The sequence below is a fragment of the Bradyrhizobium quebecense genome (assembly GCF_013373795.3).
GTDB lineage: Bacteria > Pseudomonadota > Alphaproteobacteria > Rhizobiales > Xanthobacteraceae > Bradyrhizobium > Bradyrhizobium quebecense.
The window spans coordinates 211,924-228,196 of the sequence record NZ_CP088022.1; the positions used below are offsets into that span (position 1 = coordinate 211,924).

General features: G+C 65.5%; 14 protein-coding genes. 2 read left to right on the forward strand and 12 right to left on the reverse strand.

The window, feature by feature from the left end:
• Positions 1-39: 39 nt before the first annotated feature.
• From HU230_RS01165 to HU230_RS01180, 4 genes are all read right to left on the reverse strand, one after another.
• The gene (locus HU230_RS01165; protein ID WP_176535192.1) at positions 40-1,389 is read right to left on the reverse strand and encodes a carbohydrate porin; all 1,350 of its coding nucleotides are present in this window, start codon (positions 1,387-1,389) and stop codon (positions 40-42) included.
• Positions 1,390-1,695: 306 nt separating this feature from the next.
• Positions 1,696-2,757, reverse strand: a complete 1,062-nt coding sequence (locus tag HU230_RS01170; RefSeq protein ID WP_176533333.1) for an ABC transporter permease — start codon at positions 2,755-2,757, stop codon at positions 1,696-1,698.
• The gene (locus HU230_RS01175; protein ID WP_176533332.1) at positions 2,754-4,280 is read right to left on the reverse strand and encodes a sugar ABC transporter ATP-binding protein; all 1,527 of its coding nucleotides are present in this window, start codon (positions 4,278-4,280) and stop codon (positions 2,754-2,756) included. Before HU230_RS01175 ends, HU230_RS01170 begins: the two co-directional genes overlap by 4 nt.
• Before the next feature lie 64 nt (positions 4,281-4,344).
• The gene (locus tag HU230_RS01180) at positions 4,345-5,310 is read right to left on the reverse strand and encodes a sugar-binding protein (protein ID WP_176533331.1); all 966 of its coding nucleotides are present in this window, start codon (positions 5,308-5,310) and stop codon (positions 4,345-4,347) included.
• A 241-nt stretch (positions 5,311-5,551) separates the two neighbouring features.
• On the opposite strand from HU230_RS01180, the gene HU230_RS01185 reads away from it, so the two are divergent.
• Both HU230_RS01185 and HU230_RS01190 read left to right on the forward strand, forming a co-directional pair.
• On the forward strand, positions 5,552-6,823 hold the full coding sequence (locus HU230_RS01185; RefSeq protein ID WP_176533330.1) for an ROK family protein: 1,272 nt from the start codon (positions 5,552-5,554) through the stop codon (positions 6,821-6,823).
• 79 nt (positions 6,824-6,902) lie between these two features.
• Complete coding sequence (locus HU230_RS01190; protein WP_176533329.1) at positions 6,903-7,661, forward strand: SDR family NAD(P)-dependent oxidoreductase; 759 nt, start codon at positions 6,903-6,905, stop codon at positions 7,659-7,661.
• Between the two features lie 110 nt (positions 7,662-7,771).
• Here HU230_RS01190 and HU230_RS01195 read toward each other — a convergent pair whose 3' ends face one another.
• The 8 genes from HU230_RS01195 to torT all read right to left on the reverse strand — a co-directional run bounded on the left by HU230_RS01195 (position 7,772) and on the right by torT (position 16,261).
• Entirely contained in the window at positions 7,772-9,943 is a 2,172-nt protein-coding gene (locus tag HU230_RS01195; protein ID WP_224942845.1) for a xanthine dehydrogenase family protein molybdopterin-binding subunit, read from the reverse strand.
• Complete coding sequence (locus HU230_RS01200) at positions 9,940-10,137, reverse strand: hypothetical protein (protein WP_224942847.1); 198 nt, start codon at positions 10,135-10,137, stop codon at positions 9,940-9,942. The genes HU230_RS01195 and HU230_RS01200 overlap by 4 nt, the downstream gene beginning before the upstream one ends.
• A gap of 15 nt (positions 10,138-10,152) precedes the next feature.
• Positions 10,153-10,611 (reverse strand): (2Fe-2S)-binding protein, encoded by a 459-nt coding sequence (locus HU230_RS01205; RefSeq protein WP_176533328.1) that lies wholly within the window; start codon positions 10,609-10,611, stop codon positions 10,153-10,155.
• A 15-nt stretch (positions 10,612-10,626) separates the two neighbouring features.
• A complete protein-coding gene (locus tag HU230_RS01210) occupies positions 10,627-11,520 on the reverse strand; it encodes an FAD binding domain-containing protein (protein ID WP_176533327.1) in 894 nt (297 codons plus the stop codon).
• The gene (locus tag HU230_RS01215) at positions 11,517-12,530 is read right to left on the reverse strand and encodes an ABC transporter permease (protein ID WP_176533326.1); all 1,014 of its coding nucleotides are present in this window, start codon (positions 12,528-12,530) and stop codon (positions 11,517-11,519) included. The genes HU230_RS01210 and HU230_RS01215 overlap by 4 nt, the downstream gene beginning before the upstream one ends.
• Positions 12,523-13,539 (reverse strand): ABC transporter permease, encoded by a 1,017-nt coding sequence (locus tag HU230_RS01220; RefSeq protein ID WP_176533325.1) that lies wholly within the window; start codon positions 13,537-13,539, stop codon positions 12,523-12,525. The genes HU230_RS01215 and HU230_RS01220 overlap by 8 nt, the downstream gene beginning before the upstream one ends.
• Entirely contained in the window at positions 13,536-15,074 is a 1,539-nt protein-coding gene (locus tag HU230_RS01225; RefSeq protein WP_176533324.1) for a sugar ABC transporter ATP-binding protein, read from the reverse strand. The genes HU230_RS01220 and HU230_RS01225 overlap by 4 nt, the downstream gene beginning before the upstream one ends.
• 80 nt (positions 15,075-15,154) lie before the next feature.
• A complete protein-coding gene (torT, locus tag HU230_RS01230; RefSeq protein WP_176533323.1) occupies positions 15,155-16,261 on the reverse strand; it encodes a TMAO reductase system periplasmic protein TorT in 1,107 nt (368 codons plus the stop codon).
• Positions 16,262-16,273 lie beyond the last annotated feature (12 nt).

Genomic DNA, 16,273 nt, shown 5'->3' on the forward strand with positions numbered 1-16,273 from the left:
GCTGGCCTCGCTCGGGCATGCTGGCAAACCCCCTCCGGCTCAGAAGTGCACCAGCGTGCGCAGACCAAGGACCCAGGCATTCTCGGTCTTGATGCCGGCGGCATTATAGCCGCGCCCGCCGGGATTGATCACGTACTGGGCGTCGAACTTGAGGTTCATCCAGCCAGTCGCCTGCCACCCGTACCAGGCTTCGATCGGAACTTCGTTTCCGCCCGCATTCAGGGTGAGCGCAGCGGAATTCACGTGGGTCGTACCCACCGCGAAGCCGACTTCGTCTTCCGGGCGCCAGGAGAACGTTCCGGTGTGCCTGAAGCCCAGGGCGACCTGGTAGTCCTGATACGACGTCCGGTGATCGGCGACGGTCGTATTGAGGAACATGTACCAACCCTGTGCCTTTGCACCCTCAACGGTCAGTCGCTGCAGGATCGATTCATAGACGCCATAGCGGCCGCGTTGATCGCCCAGATTCTGGTCCGAGACGCCGCCGATGCCCGGGGCGATCGCGATGATACCGGGGAGGCCGCCGTCAATCGTCGACGCGCTGTCATACCAGCCGCCGAATCTCCAGGTCCCGTTCAGGGGACCGCTCGGCGCCCAGACCACCTCGACCGGCACCAGCACGCCGGAGGCTCGGCTCGAACCGGGGACGCCTGGCAGGAAGTAGGTCGCGGAGTCCGACGTCGTCAGATAGTTTGGATTGGCGTCGTAGACGCCGACCGAAAGCTGCCATTCCTTGGTGAAGTTGTAGTGTGCGACACCGGCCCATTGGCTCACTGGCCAGTTGTAGATGTAGCCACCCTGGATATTGCCGGGCTGACCGCCGCAGAAGGTCAGGTTGATGAACTCGCACAGGCCGAAGAAGAAGTCGGAGCCGACCGGAAGACGGCCGCCCTTGAGTTCAAGGCGGTCATCGAAAAGCTTCTGCGAGTAGTAGAGTTCGGTGAGGCGCAGGATATTGCCGCGGCCGAACACTTCGTTGGTCAGCTGCAAGGCCGGAATGCCTGCGTCGTCGTTCAGATTGTGGCCGAAGCGGTCGACCAGCGTAAGGCCGACCAGGCCGCCCTGGATGCCGGCAAGCTTCGCCATATCGAACTTGGCCTGAAAGAACAGCTGTCCGGCGTTGGCGCCGACATTCTTGTTGCCGCCCGACAGATTGCCGACGGCTTCGTCGCCCAGCGTTAGGGCCAGCGAGATACCCCGCTCCTTCAGCTGCGTTCTGCCGAGATCGCCGAACAGATACGGTCTCGTCCAGAAATCATCGGTCTCAGCGTAAGGAATGGGCGGAGCTTTCGTTAAGAGATCGGCCGCATGCGCGCCGCCGCTGAACAAAGATAACAAAGCGATCCCCACGCCGCATGCCCGCGCGGTGTTTACAGACCAAAGTGACATTTTCTGCACTCCCAGCGTCCCCGGCTTTGTCCATTTTTGTGTCGCGTTCCCGCCCAAAGCCCTTCAGCCTGGAACGCGCTCCTTTCAGTGTAGCGATCCGTCAACTTGAGATAGAAAATCCACGCGCGCCAAAGCCCTTGAGGACGGTGGTGAGGGTCTGCCAGCGGCCCGGCCAGGCTCGACCTGCGGCGCCAACGTGGACGTGAGCCTCGGATGCTTGATCAGTCTTGCGCATCGAACTCCTCCCGTTGTCCTCTACTCGAGACGCCGTGGCTATATTCCCGGTCGAGATTCTTCGCAGTCGAGTCACGCCTGATCTCCCGCGCTCGTCGGCAACGCCGTCGCGCCGTGCGCAGATGCGCTTTGCAAAATTGTGGTTTCCTTTGCTCGAGGCGCCGTGCGGGCGAGGCCGGCCAGCGCCGCCTTGCGCCGCCGGCGGGCCTGCAATTGCTGATCCGCCAGAACGCCGATCAAAATCACGGTCCCCATCACCGCGAAGTTCAGGGAGTTCGGAATGCCGAGGATGTTCACGAGGTTCTGCAGCACCTGGAGCAGCGCTGTGCCCAGCACGATACCGAGAATCGAGCCCTCGCCGCCGCGCAGGCTGCAGCCGCCGAGGACCGCAGCGGCAATCGCATAGAGTTCGTAGAAATTGCCGAAGGAACTCGGAGAGACCGAGTTGGTGTAGAAGACGAACATCACGGTCGAAACGCCGGCGAGGCCGCCGCTGATGACATAGGCGGTCGCGATCACGATATTTGTGTTGATACCGGAGAAGCGCGCCGCTTCCTCGTTCTTGCCCACGGCATAAAGCCAGCGTCCGTAGACCGAACGATGCAGCAGCACGCCGAGGATCAGCGCCAGGACGATCAGGAAGATGAAGGTGTTCGGAATGCCCGCGACATTGCCGGAGGCGACGTTGCCCAGCGTGCTGGCCTCGTCACCATAGCCGAAGCCGCGTGTCGAATCGCTGGTATAATAGCGCGCGGCGCCGCGATAGATCAGCAACCCGCACAGCGTCACGATGAAGGGCTGCATTTTCAGCCGGGTGATCAGGAAACCCTGGATGCCGCCCAGCGCCAGCCCGCCCATCAGGACCAGCAACAGCGCGAACGGCCATGGCACCTGATACGTCGTCAGAAGGTCGATGAAGACGACGCCGAGCAGCGCGAACATCGAGCCGAGCGAAAGATCGATGCCTCCGGTGATGATGACGAGACCTTCGCCCAGTGCGAACACACCGAACAGGCCGATCAAATTGGCCATGTTCAGCAAGTTCACGAACGACAGGAAGGCCGGATTGATCGCGCCGGTGATGGCGGAGATCACCGCCAGCAGCAAGAACAGGCCGAGTTCCTTCTTCATCATGGCGCAGCGGCCTCCAGGGTTTCGAGCGCCTGGCCGACTGCCAGCCTCAACACGTTGTATTCGCTGAACTGGTCGCGCTCGAGCACGCCGCTGACGCTGCCTTCATGCATCACAGCGACGCGGTCGGAGACGCCGATGACCTCTTCCATGTCGGAGGAGATCATCACGATCGCAACGCCCCGGTCGGCGAGGCTGCGCATCAGCGCGTAGATCTCGCTCTTGGCGCCGACATCGATGCCGCGGGTCGGCTCGTCGAAGAACATCACGCGCGGCTGCATGGAAAGCCACTTGCCCAGCACCACCTTCTGCTGGTTGCCGCCGGAGAGCGTTACGGCTTCGATGTCGATGCTCGGCGCCTTGATCGACAGGCTCCTGGCCTGGTCTTTCGCGATCTTGCGTTCGGCCGCGCCGTTGACCAGCCACATCCGCGCATGATCCAGCAGGCTCGCGAGCGTCACGTTCTCCCGGATCGGCAATTCCAGCACCAGCCCGGACTTCTTGCGGTCCTCCGGCACCAGATAGATTCCTTGCCTGATCGCATCGCGCGGCGAGGCGACACCGACCGGTTCGTTGTCGATCCTGATCTCACCCCCCAGCAGCGGGTCAACGCCGAACACCGCGCGGGCAAGGGAGGTGCGGCCGGCGCCGACGAGTCCGGCGAGGCCGAGGATCTCGCCGCGCCGCACGGAAAGGTCAATCTGCCGGTCGGGAAAGGCGGTCGTTACGACGCCGGCGATATCGCAGCCGCCCGGCTGCGGCGAGCGCGCCGGCGGCGTATACAGCGCCTTCAGGTCGCGGCCGATCATCAGCCGGATCATCGCGGAATAGCTCAGCTCGTCCCGCGCCAGTTCCCCCACCGTGCGCCCGTCGCGCAGCACCACGACGCGATCGGCACAGCTCATGATCTCGCCGAGCCGGTGCGAGATGTAGATCACCGAGATGCCGTGCGCCTTCAGGTCGGCAATCACGCCCAGCAGCCGTTCCGTCTCCGTAATTGTCAGGCTGGAGGTCGGCTCGTCCATGATGATCACGCGAGCGTCGATCGAAAGCGCCTTGGCGATCTCCACCATCTGGCGCTCCGCGATCGACAGATTGTCGACCAGCGTACTCGGCGTGAAATCGGCGCCCAGCCGTTCCAGCAGCGGCGTCACGCGGGCGCGCATCTCCGCATTGTCCACCAGCTTCAGCGGGCCGCCGACGAGCTTCTCGCGTCCGATGAAGACATTGGCCGCGACGTCGAGATTCTCGAACAGGTTCAGCTCCTGGTGCACAAAAGCGATGCCGGCCAGTGTCGCCTCGTTCACCGTCATCCTTGCGTGGTCATTGCCGCCGATGCGGATCACGCCCGCACTCGGCGCGATCACGCCGGCCAGCACGCGCATCAGCGTCGATTTGCCAGCGCCGTTCTCGCCGATCAGGCCCAGCACCTCGCCGCGGCAGACGCGCAGATTGACGTCGTCGAGCGCCCTGACGCCGGGATAGGTCTTGCTGATACCGCTGAGTTCGAGCAGCGTCTCCGGCATTCGGCTTGTCCTCCTGCATCCCGCCCGGCGGCCTGTGGCGGCCGGGCGGCGAAGCCGACTGAGGTTACTTCTTCAGCAGTTCCTTCAGTTGCCCGGCGAACTCGGCGACGTTGGTCTTGCTGATCACCTTGGTCGGCACGATCAGCTTGCTGTCCTTCGGAATCCAGGACTTGTCGCCGTTCAGCGTCTTGATGATGTTGGTGGCGGAGAGATAGCCGAACTCGTAGGGCTGCTGCACGACCGTGGATTCGATCGTGCCGTCGGAAATGCCCCGCAGCGTCCGCTGGTCCTCGTCGAAGCCGACGATCTTCACCTTGCCGGCCTTGCCTGCGGCCTTCACCGCATCATAGATCAGCGGGGTCTCGTAGCTCCACAGGCCGGAGAGCAGCGCGATGTCGGGATATTTGACGAGCACGTTCTCCATGTTCGCCTTGGCCTTGGCAAAGTCCACCTGGTCGGTGAACACGTCGACCAGTTCGACCTTGGTGCCGGCGATCGATTCCTTGATGCCCTGTACGCGCTCGCGGGCATTGTCGGCGTCCATCGTTCCGACGAACAGCGCAATCTTGCCGCCGTTCGGTAGCGCCTTCTTGATCTCCTCGCCGGCCTGCCGCCCGGCCGCGACGTTGTCGGTGCCGATATAGGCGAGACGGTTGCTCTGCGGCGCGTCGCTGTCCGTCGTGATCAGCACGGTCTTGGCCGCGACCTTGTTGAGTTCTTCGGTTGCATGCGGCGCATCGTCGACCGAGATCGAGATGCCGGCGACGCCGCGCACCAAGAGGTCGTCCAACTCGCGCCGCTGACCAGCCGCGGTGCCTTCGTTGGTGACGATCAGCTCGATATTGTATTCCGGGTGCTCTTTCTGCGCCTTCTCGAGCCCGCGGCCCGCGATGGTCCAGAAGTCGGCCGCGACATTGGTCACCAGCGCGATGGTCTTTTTCTGCTGTGCCTGTGCTATCCCTATGGCCATCGCGAGCGCGGCCGCGCCCGCCAACAGCGGCACGATCAATCTTCTCATTGAGTCATTCATATGCACCTCCCTGTCGACACCCCCGGTGAGGGGCTTTCACGCTCGGCGCTTTTCACGCCTTATTTTATTCACGTAACTAATAAATTAGCGCGACAAAATGTCCAGTCAAGGGTGTTGCTGCCCGTATCTTCAAGCAAGAATAGTGTTATGCTGATGTATTGTTGCCACTCTCGGCGCCTTCTGACCATTATACGGGCTGCTCGCGTTGAATAACTTCATCAAGAGAATTAAAAAAGCCGATATGGATGAACAGCCCGAACCGCTGAGACGCGCTTCGAGTTTGGCCCGCGGATCGAACCGCGGCCGGCTCGTCGAAGTCTTGCGGCGTCAGGGGCCATTGCCGCGCGTCGAGCTGGCACGCAGCACGGGGCTGAGCTTCCCGGCCATATCGGCCATCACGTCGAAACTGATGGCGGAAGACCTGCTGTGCGAAGCAGTGACTGAGACGGCGACGTTGTGGCCCGACGATACCGACGAAGAGGATACGGATGGCCTGAACGGCCGCCGCCGCGGCCGGCCGGCGGTCCTGCTGACCCTGAACCCCGAGTTTGGCCGCATCATTGCGGTCTCGCTGCGCATGAATCTGATCGAGACATTGATCGCCGATTTCAGCGGCTCCGCCCTGGCGCAGTCGCGACTTGAGCTGACGACACGCGCGCTCGATGCAGCCGCGTTGTGCGATCTCGTGATCGCGCAGATCGACGCCATGATTGATGCGACGGCCACGCCGAGACATCGGCTGTTGGGAATCGGGATTGCGTTGCAGGGCATCGTTGACTCCGACACCGGCCGGCATCTGTGGAGCCCGGCGCTGTCGATCACCGGCGTCGATCTGGCGACGCCGGTCCGCCAGGCATTCGGCGTCGAAGTCGTGATGGCGAACGACGCGGTTGCGGTTGCGCTGGCCCTCGCAGCCGCCGAGCCGGCGCTGGCGCAGGGCCTCACGGCCACGATCATGGTGGGCCACGGCGTCGGCATGGGCGTCGTTGTCGACGGTGAAGCGCGCGACGGTGCCGGCGCAGGCAGTGAGATCGGCCATGTCAAGCTGGCGCCGAACGGTCCGCAATGCCGCTGCGGTCAGCGCGGCTGCATCGAGGCCCATCTCGCCGACTATGCGCTCTACCGCGACGCGCGTACCTTTCTCGACCTGCCGCCGGCTGTATCGCAGCAGCCGTCCGAGGCGCAGATGGCTCTGCTGCGCGCGCGGGCGCGCGCCGGCGATCCCCGTCTCGAGCAGTTATTCCGGCAGGCAGGCCACGCGCTTGCCGATGCGGTCGCCACGACGATATCGGTGCTGCGCCCACATCACATCATCCTCGCGGGTCCGGGCCTGCAGGCATTCGACATGATGCGCAGTGCCTATGAGGAGCGGCTCGAACGGGCAGTGTTGCCGTGGCTGCTCAAGTCTACCGCGATCCATGTGCGTCCAAGCGAGTCGGCGACGATTGTCGACGGCATGGTGCGGCGGACGCTGCGGGTCGTGGACCGAAACCACATGGAGACGACCGAGTGAACCTCGGGAGCCGTGGCTCTTGGCCGGAGCCGCAGCAACGCAACCGACGCGCTTCAGGCGCCAAAGCGAGAGAATGCCAATGCAGGGTGCCATCTATCCAAGCCTCAAGGACCGGACCGTCCTGGTAACCGGTGGCGGTTCCGGCATCGGCGAGGCCATCGTCCGCCAGTTTATCAGCCAGGGCGCGCGGGTCGGATTCATCGATATCGATGTGACGTCCTCGGAGCAGCTGCTGTCCGATTTGGGGGCGCATGCCCGCGTGCACTTCGAACACGCCGACCTGCGCGACATCGCCGCACTGCGGCGCGCGGTTACCGGCATCCGTGAGGCGCTCGGGCCGATCACCATCCTGGTCAACAATGCGGCGCGCGACGACCGTCACGCGATCGAGGACGTGACGCCGGAATTCTGGGACGAGCGGATCGCCGTCAACCTGAAGCATCAGTTCTTCAGCGCCCAGGCGGTCGCACCCGACATGAAACAGGCGGGGGGCGGTTCGATCGTCAACATCGGCTCGGTGAGTTGGGTGATCGGTCAGGGCAACATGCCCTGCTACACCACGGCCAAATCAGCCGTTCAGGGCCTCACCCGGGCGCTGGCCCGCGATCTCGGGCCGCACAACGTGCGGGTCAACTCCATCCTGCCGGGATGGATCATGACCCGGCGGCAGCAGGATCTGTGGTTGACGCCCGAAGGTGTGGCCGAGCTGATGCAGCGCCAATGCCTCAAGCGCAAGCTCGTGCCTGACGACATCGCCCGCGTCGTCCTCTTTTTCGCCGCCGATGACAGCGGCGCCTGCACCAACCAGAGCCATATCGTCGACGGCGGCTGGGTCTAGCGACACGGCCGACCGCGTTGACGAGTTGAACGGAGGCGCGGCGAGCCTGAAGGGCGCGGTGAAGCTGTGCTCCCGTGCTATTGCGGGAATGGTCTGCCGCCAGCTTGTTGCTACGTATTGGCAGCTGTCTGATGCGAACGTATCAGATTGTCGGCCCACGCATCGGCAATGTGGTGAAGGGTCAGATCCTGCTTGCGATCGAGCAGGAGTTCGAGCACGCGTGGCGGGGTCAAGGGAAGTGCCTGGACGCGCTTGCCTGTGGCGTTTGCAACTGCGCATGCGACGGCCGCTCCGACATTCAGGATGGGCACCTCGCCGGCACCCTTGGTCCCGAGCGGTCCGATCGACGGCGCACCCTCGTAAAGACTGATCTCCACCGGCACGACATCGAGCGCCAGCGGCACGCGATAGGTCTCGAAACCGCTCTGGCAGACGCGACCGTTGCTGCCGATCGTGACTTCCTCGTGCAACGCATAACCCAGCCCCTGCACGACACCGCCCTGGATCTGGCCATGGATGGCGCGCGGGTTCAGCGCGCGGCCGACGTCCTGCACCACGCGATACCTGAGCACCTCGACATGTCCGGTTTCCGGATCGACGGCGACCTCGCAGTCGTGGACGGCGAAGACGGGAATGTCGATCGCGTCGATGAAATGTCCGGCCACGCAGCCCGGCATCGCCGGTACGCCGGCGCCCGTGAACGCGCCGGTGCCGGACACCGGGCCAGCCAGTGCCTGGGCACGGGTCGCGACCTCCGCGACCGTACGGCCGGAGCCCGGCGCGCCGGCAATTTCGATCCGTCCGTCGTGCATCACGAGATCATCGGGCGCGGCCTCGATCATCTCGGAGGCGACCTTTAAGAGTTTCGTGCGCACCTCCTGCGCTGCCGACAGGCTGGCCGCGCCGAGCGAAACGGTGGTGCGGCCGCCGCCGACGCCGACATCATAACCGGCCGCATCGGTATCGGCCGCGCGGACGATCACATGCTCGGGTGCAATGCCGAGCGTGCTGGCGACGATCTGCGGCAGGCTCTGCATCATCGAGCCGGATCCAATCTCCACACCCGACGTGACCAGCGTCGCCGTGCCGTCGGCGTTCATGTTCACCGTCGCGGCCGATGGGCCGACGAAGACGAACCAGGTGCCGACGGTGGTCGCGCGTCCATAGAGCCGGCCGTCGGTGCGCGCCGGCGGCGGCGCCGTCGCATCGCGCAGCGTATCCATCCGCTCGAGCATCGGGCCGAGCACACTGCCTTCGAAGACCTGGCCGGTGGCGCCGAGATCCTTGTCGCCGAGCACATTGCGGCGGCGGAAGGCAAGCGGATCCATTCCGATCGTCGCCGCGATCTCGTCGGTGTGGCGCTCGAGCGCAAAGGTGTTGTAGACCCCGTTGCAGCAGCGGAACGCGCCGTTCGGCGCCGTGTTGGTATAGACCGCGCGCGAGACCATGCGCACGCTTCCGAGCCGGTAGTTTCCGCCGAGCGTGTGTGCGGTCATGGTGGTCAGGAAGATCTGTTCGCCGCCATAGGCGCCGCAGTCCATCAGGACGACCGCCTCGCGCCCCACGATATCTCCCTCGCGCGTCACCGCCGAGCGGATGCGGATATCGGCGTTCTCGCGGAACAGGCAGGTCAGCATCTCCTCCTCGCGTGAATTGACGAGGCGCACCGGCCGGCCGCTGGCGCGGGCCAGCAGGGCGGCGAAGGGCTCAACGGCCAGATCGAACTTCAGACCGAAGCCGCCGCCGACCGGCGGCACCGTGACGCGGACCTGCGACGCCGGCACGCCGAGCAGGCGCGCGGTCGCATTGCGGACGCTCCAGGGAACCTGCGTTGACGTCTCGATGTGGAAGCGCCCATCCTCGTAGCTCGCGACGACCGCGCGCGGCTCGAAGGCCACGTGGTTCTGCCGGCCGACGCGAAAGCAGCTTTCGACGATCTCGACGTCGGGCCGGGCAAAGGCGGCATCGACGTCGCCGCGAACGACGGTGGCCTCCCAGGCGACGTTGCCGCCGCGCGCGCTGCCTTCGAGCAAGACCTCATAGCTGCGCCAGTCCGGATGAACCAGCGGTGCATCCGATGCCAGCGCATCCGCCATGGTCAAGACTGCGGGGAACGGCTCGATCTCCACGTCGATCGCCGCGAGTGCGGCCTGCGCCTGCGCCAATGTGGCGGCTGCGACCGCGGCGATCGGCTCGCCGTCGTAGCGGATGACGTCGCGGGCGAAGAGCGGGTGATCGGCGATGCCGATCCCGATCATGCCGGGCGCATCGGCCGCCGTCACGATCGCACGCCCGGCATGCGGGCGGCTCTGGACGTATCGAGACGAACGATCCGCCCCGCCGGCACGCCGGCGCGCAGCACCGCGGCATGCAGCATGCCCGGCAGATACCGGTCGATAGTGTAGCGGGTGCGGCCACGCAGCTTGTCGGCAGCGTCACGCCGGTGCAAATCCATCGTTGCGGAAACGTCTGACATCCTTGCGCCTCCCGATCATGCCGTGGCCAAGGCGAGCAGTGTCGCCTCGACGATGCGTTCATAGCCCGTGCAGCGGCAGATATTTCCGGTCAGCGCCGCCCGGATGTCGTCACGGGTGGCATCCGGCCGGGTCGTCAGGAGATGCGTCAGGCTCACCACCATGCCGGGAAAACACATGCCGCACTGGACGGCATCGCTGGCCTCGAGCGCGGCCTGGATGCGGTTCAGCATTCCCAGAGGTGCAAGGCCTTCGACGGTGTGAATCTCGCGGCCATCGGCCAGCGCAGCGGGCAGCAGGCACGACGGCGTAGGCTCGCCGTCGACCAGCACCATGCAGGCGCCGCAAAAGCCCTCGCGACAGACAGGTTTCGCGCCGGTCAGATGCATCTCTTCGCGCAAGATATCGACCAGCGGGGTGGCAGGATCGGCCGCGGAGGAGAGGCGATCGCCGTTGACGGTCAGGCTGAATCCCATGTCATCTCCGCGCGTTCATGAACCAAGTGCAGCGATCGCGGCGCGGCGGACGAGGCCGGGTAGCACGCTGACACGATACCAGCCCGGCGCATCGACGCTGTCGCGGCCGACGAACTCGTCGGTCAGTTCGGCCGCGGTTCGTGCCGCCGCTGCGGCGTCGAGCGGACGTCCGAGAAGCGCCGCTTCAAGCCGTGGCCATCGCCGCGCGCTCGGTTCGACCGACCCGACCGCAATCCGTGCCGCCTGGACGCGGTTCGCCGCATCGACGCTGAGCGATAGGCTGACGATGGCGACCGGATAATCGCCCGATCGGCGCAGTGGCAGGCGGGCATGGGCCGTCTTGCGCTCCGCCCGAGGCACGATGATCCGTGTCACCAGGCGGCCGGGTGCGAGCGCTGATCGGACCGCGAGGAAATCCGCGAGGCCGATGCGGTCGCGACCGTCGCGGCCCGAGATCTCGACATCGGCATCGAGACAGAGCAGCGCCGGCACGCAATCCGCCGCGGCGAATTCCGACGCCGCGAGATTGCCGCCGATCGTCGCCATCGCGCGGATCGCGGAGTTGGCGGAGCCTCCGGCGGCGGCTGCGAGGCCGGCAAATTCCGGAAGGCCGGCCAAAGCTGCCGCAAGCGCCGCGTGCGTGACCGCCGCGCCGATCTCGATGGCATCGCTGCCGATCCGGACCGCGGTCAGCTCGGCGATCCTTCCGATGGCCACATAGTGGCTCCTGAGCGGTTCGTGCCGGATCGGCGATCTCATGATCCACGTGCCGCCGGCCAAGGGAGCGCCCGCCGGACCGTATTCGTTCAGTGCATCGAGTGCGGCGGCGAGCGAAGGCGCGACATAGATCGATGCCGGCGCATCGCGCGCCGAGACCGGGATGTTCTGGATGGGAGAGCCTGATATCATTGGCGCCGCTCCTGCCGCAGGCGATCGAGCAGCACGCCGATGATGACGATCGCACCGAGCACGACCATCTGGACGTATCCGTCGATCCGGGTGAGGTTCATGCCGTTGGAGAGAATGGTGATGAACAGGGCGCCGAGCACGGCGGTGCCGACGCCGCCGCGGCCGCCTGCCAGGCTCGTTCCGCCGACCACGGCGCCGGCAATCGCCTGCAGCGACAGCGCGCCGCCAAGGTTCGGTTCACCCGATCCGGTCCGCGCCGTCATCATGATCGCGCCGAGCGCGGCAAGCCCCGAGCACAGCACATAGGTCGCGACCAGGATGCGCTTGACCGGCAGGCCGGCGACCGCCGCGGCACGCGGGTTGGTGCCGATCAGATAGAGCGACCGGCCGAACACGGTGCGCGCCAACAGCAAATGAAGCGCGATGCCGACCGCGAGGGTGATCACAATTGCCGCCGGCACGCCGAGGATGCTGCCGCTGTAGAATATCTGCGAGAACGGTGCCGGCACGCCCTGTACCGGCCGTCCGGCCGAAAGGGTGGTCGCAATCCCGATCGCGATATTGTAGCTGCCGAGGGTCGCGACGAAGGGATTGACCCCGAGCAGTGCGACGACCCCGCCGTTGAAGAGACCGCACGCGATGCCGAGGGCGAAGCCGGCGCCGAGCCCGGCGAGCAGCACGGCGCCCGCGCCGTGACCAGACGCCGTGGCGCCGGCCATCGCGAGCGCGCTGCCAACGCTGACCATCGACACCGTCGGGCCAAGTGCAAGGTCGAAGCCGCGCGTCAGGATGACCACGGTCTGCGCCATCGCAAACAGCGCCAGATAGCTGGTCTGCTGTGCGATGTTGAGCAGATTGGCCGGCGACAGCACCCCGCGGTCGACCGCGGTGAAGCCGAGCAACAGCACTGCCAATGCGACCGGCAGCACCGCGCTCCAGAGCCGGCGGCCCAGCGTCAGCTTCGGGCGGTCGGTGTCCTTGGCGGCAACGGTCAATTCGAGATCAGACACGCGGCTTGCTCCGTCGGCTGAGTTCGTCGAGCGCCACGGCTGCGACCATGATGACGCCGAGGAAGACCGGCTGGAGCCGCGAGTCGACGTGCAGGAGGTTGAGTGCGTTGCCAAGGATGGTGAGGAACAGTGCGCTGATGGCGACAATCTCGATGCGCCCGACGCCACCGCGCAAGCTGACGCCGCCGATCACGGCGGCGGCGATCGACTGCAGCATCATCCGGTCGCCGCCAAAGCTTGCCTGGCCGGAGCCGACCTGTGCCGTCAGCAGAATGCCGGTCAATGCCGCAAGGACGCTCGAGACCACGTAGGTGCCAACGATATGGCGCTGGATCGTCACGCCCGACACCACGGCGGCGTCGACATTGCCGCCGATCGCGTAAACGTAGCGGCCGAACAGCGTGCGCCGCTGTGCAAACACCATCACCAGGATCACGATCAGCGCGACGTGGGCGGCGGTCGGCAGACCGAATGCCTGGGCGCGTCCGAAGCCTTTCACGAATATTTCGGGCATGCCGTAAACGGGAATGCCGTTGGTGATCATGAGGCCGACACCGGCGGTCGCGGACATCGTGCCCAGGGTCACCACGAAGCCGGAGACCTTGAGCTTTGCCACGCAGAAGCCGTTGACAAGCCCGACCGCGACGCCGCAACCGAGCCCGGCCGCGACCCCGCTTGCGATGATCAGGATGTTGGAGCCGGGAAATGCAGCCGCGGTGGCCGCCATGGTCTTGGCCGTGGCGACGCTCGCCAGGGCGACCACTGCGCCAACCGAAAGATCGAAGCCGCCTGCGATGATGACCAGCGCCTGGCCGCAGGCGACGATCGCCAGCAGCGAGGCGTTACGCAGGATGTTGAGGACGTTGATGATGCCGTAGAACTGCGCATCGACCGCCGACATGCCGGCCACGAGCACCACAAGCAGGGCCGGCAGCAACCCGATTCGGCCTGCGATCGACCGGAGGCTGATCGAGCCCCGTGGCGCTGCGGCGACCAGGGCTGTGTTCATGCGACCTCCGCGGCGAGATGATCACGGAAGAAGCTCGAAAGCACATTCTGCTCGGTCTTCGCGGTGCCTGTCAGCTCGGCGGCAATGCGGCCCTGATGCATGACGTAGAGCCGGTTCGACAGCGCCAGCACCTCGGGCAACTCGGACGACACCACGATCACGGCGGCGCCGGCCTCAACGAGGCGCTTCATGAACTCGTAGACCTCGAGCTTGGCGCCGACGTCGATGCCGACGCTCGGCTCGTCGAACAGGAACACGGTCAGCTCGCGCGTCAGCGCGCGTCCCAGCATCACCTTCTGACGGTTGCCGCCCGACAGGGCGCCGGCGCTCCGCTCGATGTTCGGCGGCCTCAGCTGCAGCTGCTCCATGATGCCCGCGATCGTCACGCGTTCGGCGGCCTGCCGTAAGACGCCGAAGCGGGCGAACGCGGGCAGGGCGAGCCCGGTGATCGACGCGTTCTCGCGGATCGGACGGGACAGCGCGAGCCCTTCGGCGATCCGGTTGGCGGGGAAGTAAGCGACGCCGCGCTTGAGGCTTTGTCTTGGGGTTGGAAATTCGTAAGGCGCGCCGTCGATCCGGATCGCGCCCGCTGACGCGCGCTCGATGCCGTAGATTGCACGGATCAGCTCCGACTTGCCGCAGCCGACGAGGCCCGCGATGCCGGTGATCTCGCCGGCCCGGGCATGGAAATTGACCTCACGGACGCTGCCGTCGGCGAGCGTCAGGTTCTCGACGTCGACCATCACCTTGTCCGGCTGATGGGCGATGACGGGAAACAGCAGGTCGATCGTGCGGCCGGTCATCAGTTCCACGAGCTCGCCGTCCGTCGAGTTCGCGGCATCGAGGGTCCGGATGTGGCGGCCGTCGCGCAGCACTGTCACACGGTCGGCAAGGGCGCGGATTTCGCGCATGCGGTGCGAGACGTAGATCAGTCCGACATCCTGGCTCTTCAGGCGTGCGATCAGCTCGAACAGCCGCCCGGTCTCGCGTTCGGTCAACGACGCGGTTGGCTCGTCGAGGATCAGAAGACGGACGCGGCCGAGAAGTGCTTTGGCGATCTCGGCCATCTGCTGATGCGCGCGGGACAGATCGTCGATCCGTTGCGCGGGATCGAGGTCGAAGCCGAGCTCGTCGATCAACGCCCTGGCCCGCTTGCGCATCTCGCGTGCGCGCAATACGCCGCCGCGGGTGACTTCGCGGCCAAGGAACAGGTTCTCTCCCACTGTGAGGCTCGGGATCAGCGAGAACTCCTGGAACACCGGACTGATGCCGATCTCGCGCGCCCGCTGCGGCGTCAGATGTTGGATCTCCTCGCCGCCGAACTGGAACGTGCCTTCGTCGGGTGGAAACGTACCGGATACGACGTTGATCAGGGTCGACTTGCCGGCGCCGTTCTCGCCGAACAGGACGTGAAGTTCGCCGGCACGCACATCGAGGTCGACGCGGTCGAGTGCACGGACGCCGGTGAATCGCTTCGATATCCCCCGCAACTGAAGCAAGGGCTGGGCCGGCCTCGGGTCGATCTCGACGTTCATCCGCTTCTCCGTGAGCCGTGAGCAAGCAGGCGGGAGCATGCTCCCGCCTCGACCGTTCGGGTCGGCTTACTCGGCCATGCTTACTTGGCCTTGACCGAATAGACCGGCGTCCAGCTTGCGGGCGCCAGCACGAGATCCATCTGCAATTTCGGTGCGGAGGTCTTGTCGATCACCGTGGCCACCGGCTGCACCAGGCTCATAACCGGCTTCTTCTCGATCAGACGCACCGCCTGGTCGATCGCGATCGCGCCTTCGCCGACGGGATATTGGGTTGCGAAGGCGAGGATATCGCCGCGGTTTAGCGCGTCGAGCATGGCCTGGTTTTCGTAGGACGACACGATCTTCAGGTCGCTTCGGCCGGCCTCCGCGACGGCGCCGATGGCAGCTTCGGCGGTGGGGGCGGTGCCCCAGATCACGTTCATGCTGGGATAAGCCTGCAATGCGTCCTGGATCAACTGGAGTTGCACAGCAACGCCGGAGTCGCCGAACTTCTCGGCCAGAATCTTCGCGTTCGAGTTCTTGGCGATGGCCTTCTTGAACCCTTCATTGAACGATTCCGCCCAGCCCGAGCCGGCCGGACCGGGGAACGTCACGATGTTGAGCTTGTCGCCGGGCTTGGTCTGCGCCAGCAGGCCGTCGCCGGTGACCTCGCCCATGGCGACGAAATCGACATAGTTGGCTGCGGGCAGTGCGTTCGGCGGCAGCGGATTGGTGACGCCGACCACCGGCACGCCCTTGGCCTTGGCCTCCTCGAACTTCTTGCTGAGCCCCGCGCCGGAGATCGCGCCGACGATGATCGCGTCCGGTCCGCTCGCCATGCAGTCATCGAATTGCGAAAGCTGCTTGGGCAGATTTTCGTAACCGCCGGCCTCGTAGAGGTTCATGTTGACGTTCATCGCCTCGGCCTGTTTCACGATGCCGTACGCGACGGCGACCCAGAAACTGTCCTTCATGTGCGGAAACAGCACGCACAGCCTGTAGGGCTTCTCGGCCTTCGCCAGCGGCGTGTAGTCCGCCGGCTTCGGCGTGTAGGATGACGCGTCGTAGACCTTCATTGGAAACCACGGTGTCTCGGTCCCGGCCGCCGCCGGCGTGGCGGCGCTGGCAAGAGCGAGGGCCGCGGCGATGCCGAGCACGGAGCGGATCGGCCACAGTCGGTTGGAAGAAAGGCACGTCGTGATCGTCATAGCGCTATCCTC

Excerpts from the sequence above, each read along its gene's own strand:
- HU230_RS01210 (WP_176533327.1), bottom strand. The coding sequence starts at position 11,520 with ATGATATCAGGCTCTCCCATCCAGAACATCCCGGTCTCGGCGCGCGAT.
- HU230_RS01225 (WP_176533324.1), bottom strand. The coding sequence starts at position 15,074 with ATGAACGTCGAGATCGACCCGAGGCCGGCCCAGCCCTTGCTTCAGTTG.
- HU230_RS01190 (WP_176533329.1), top strand. The coding sequence starts at position 6,903 with ATGCAGGGTGCCATCTATCCAAGCCTCAAGGACCGGACCGTCCTGGTA.
- HU230_RS01175 (WP_176533332.1), bottom strand. The coding sequence starts at position 4,280 with ATGCCGGAGACGCTGCTCGAACTCAGCGGTATCAGCAAGACCTATCCC.
- torT (WP_176533323.1), bottom strand. The coding sequence starts at position 16,261 with ATGACGATCACGACGTGCCTTTCTTCCAACCGACTGTGGCCGATCCGC.
- HU230_RS01220 (WP_176533325.1), bottom strand. The coding sequence starts at position 13,539 with ATGAACACAGCCCTGGTCGCCGCAGCGCCACGGGGCTCGATCAGCCTC.
- HU230_RS01170 (WP_176533333.1), bottom strand. The coding sequence starts at position 2,757 with ATGATGAAGAAGGAACTCGGCCTGTTCTTGCTGCTGGCGGTGATCTCC.
- HU230_RS01165 (WP_176535192.1), bottom strand. The coding sequence starts at position 1,389 with ATGTCACTTTGGTCTGTAAACACCGCGCGGGCATGCGGCGTGGGGATC.
- HU230_RS01185 (WP_176533330.1), top strand. The coding sequence starts at position 5,552 with ATGGATGAACAGCCCGAACCGCTGAGACGCGCTTCGAGTTTGGCCCGC.
- HU230_RS01200 (WP_224942847.1), bottom strand. The coding sequence starts at position 10,137 with ATGTCAGACGTTTCCGCAACGATGGATTTGCACCGGCGTGACGCTGCC.
- HU230_RS01180 (WP_176533331.1), bottom strand. The coding sequence starts at position 5,310 with ATGAATGACTCAATGAGAAGATTGATCGTGCCGCTGTTGGCGGGCGCG.
- HU230_RS01205 (WP_176533328.1), bottom strand. The coding sequence starts at position 10,611 with ATGGGATTCAGCCTGACCGTCAACGGCGATCGCCTCTCCTCCGCGGCC.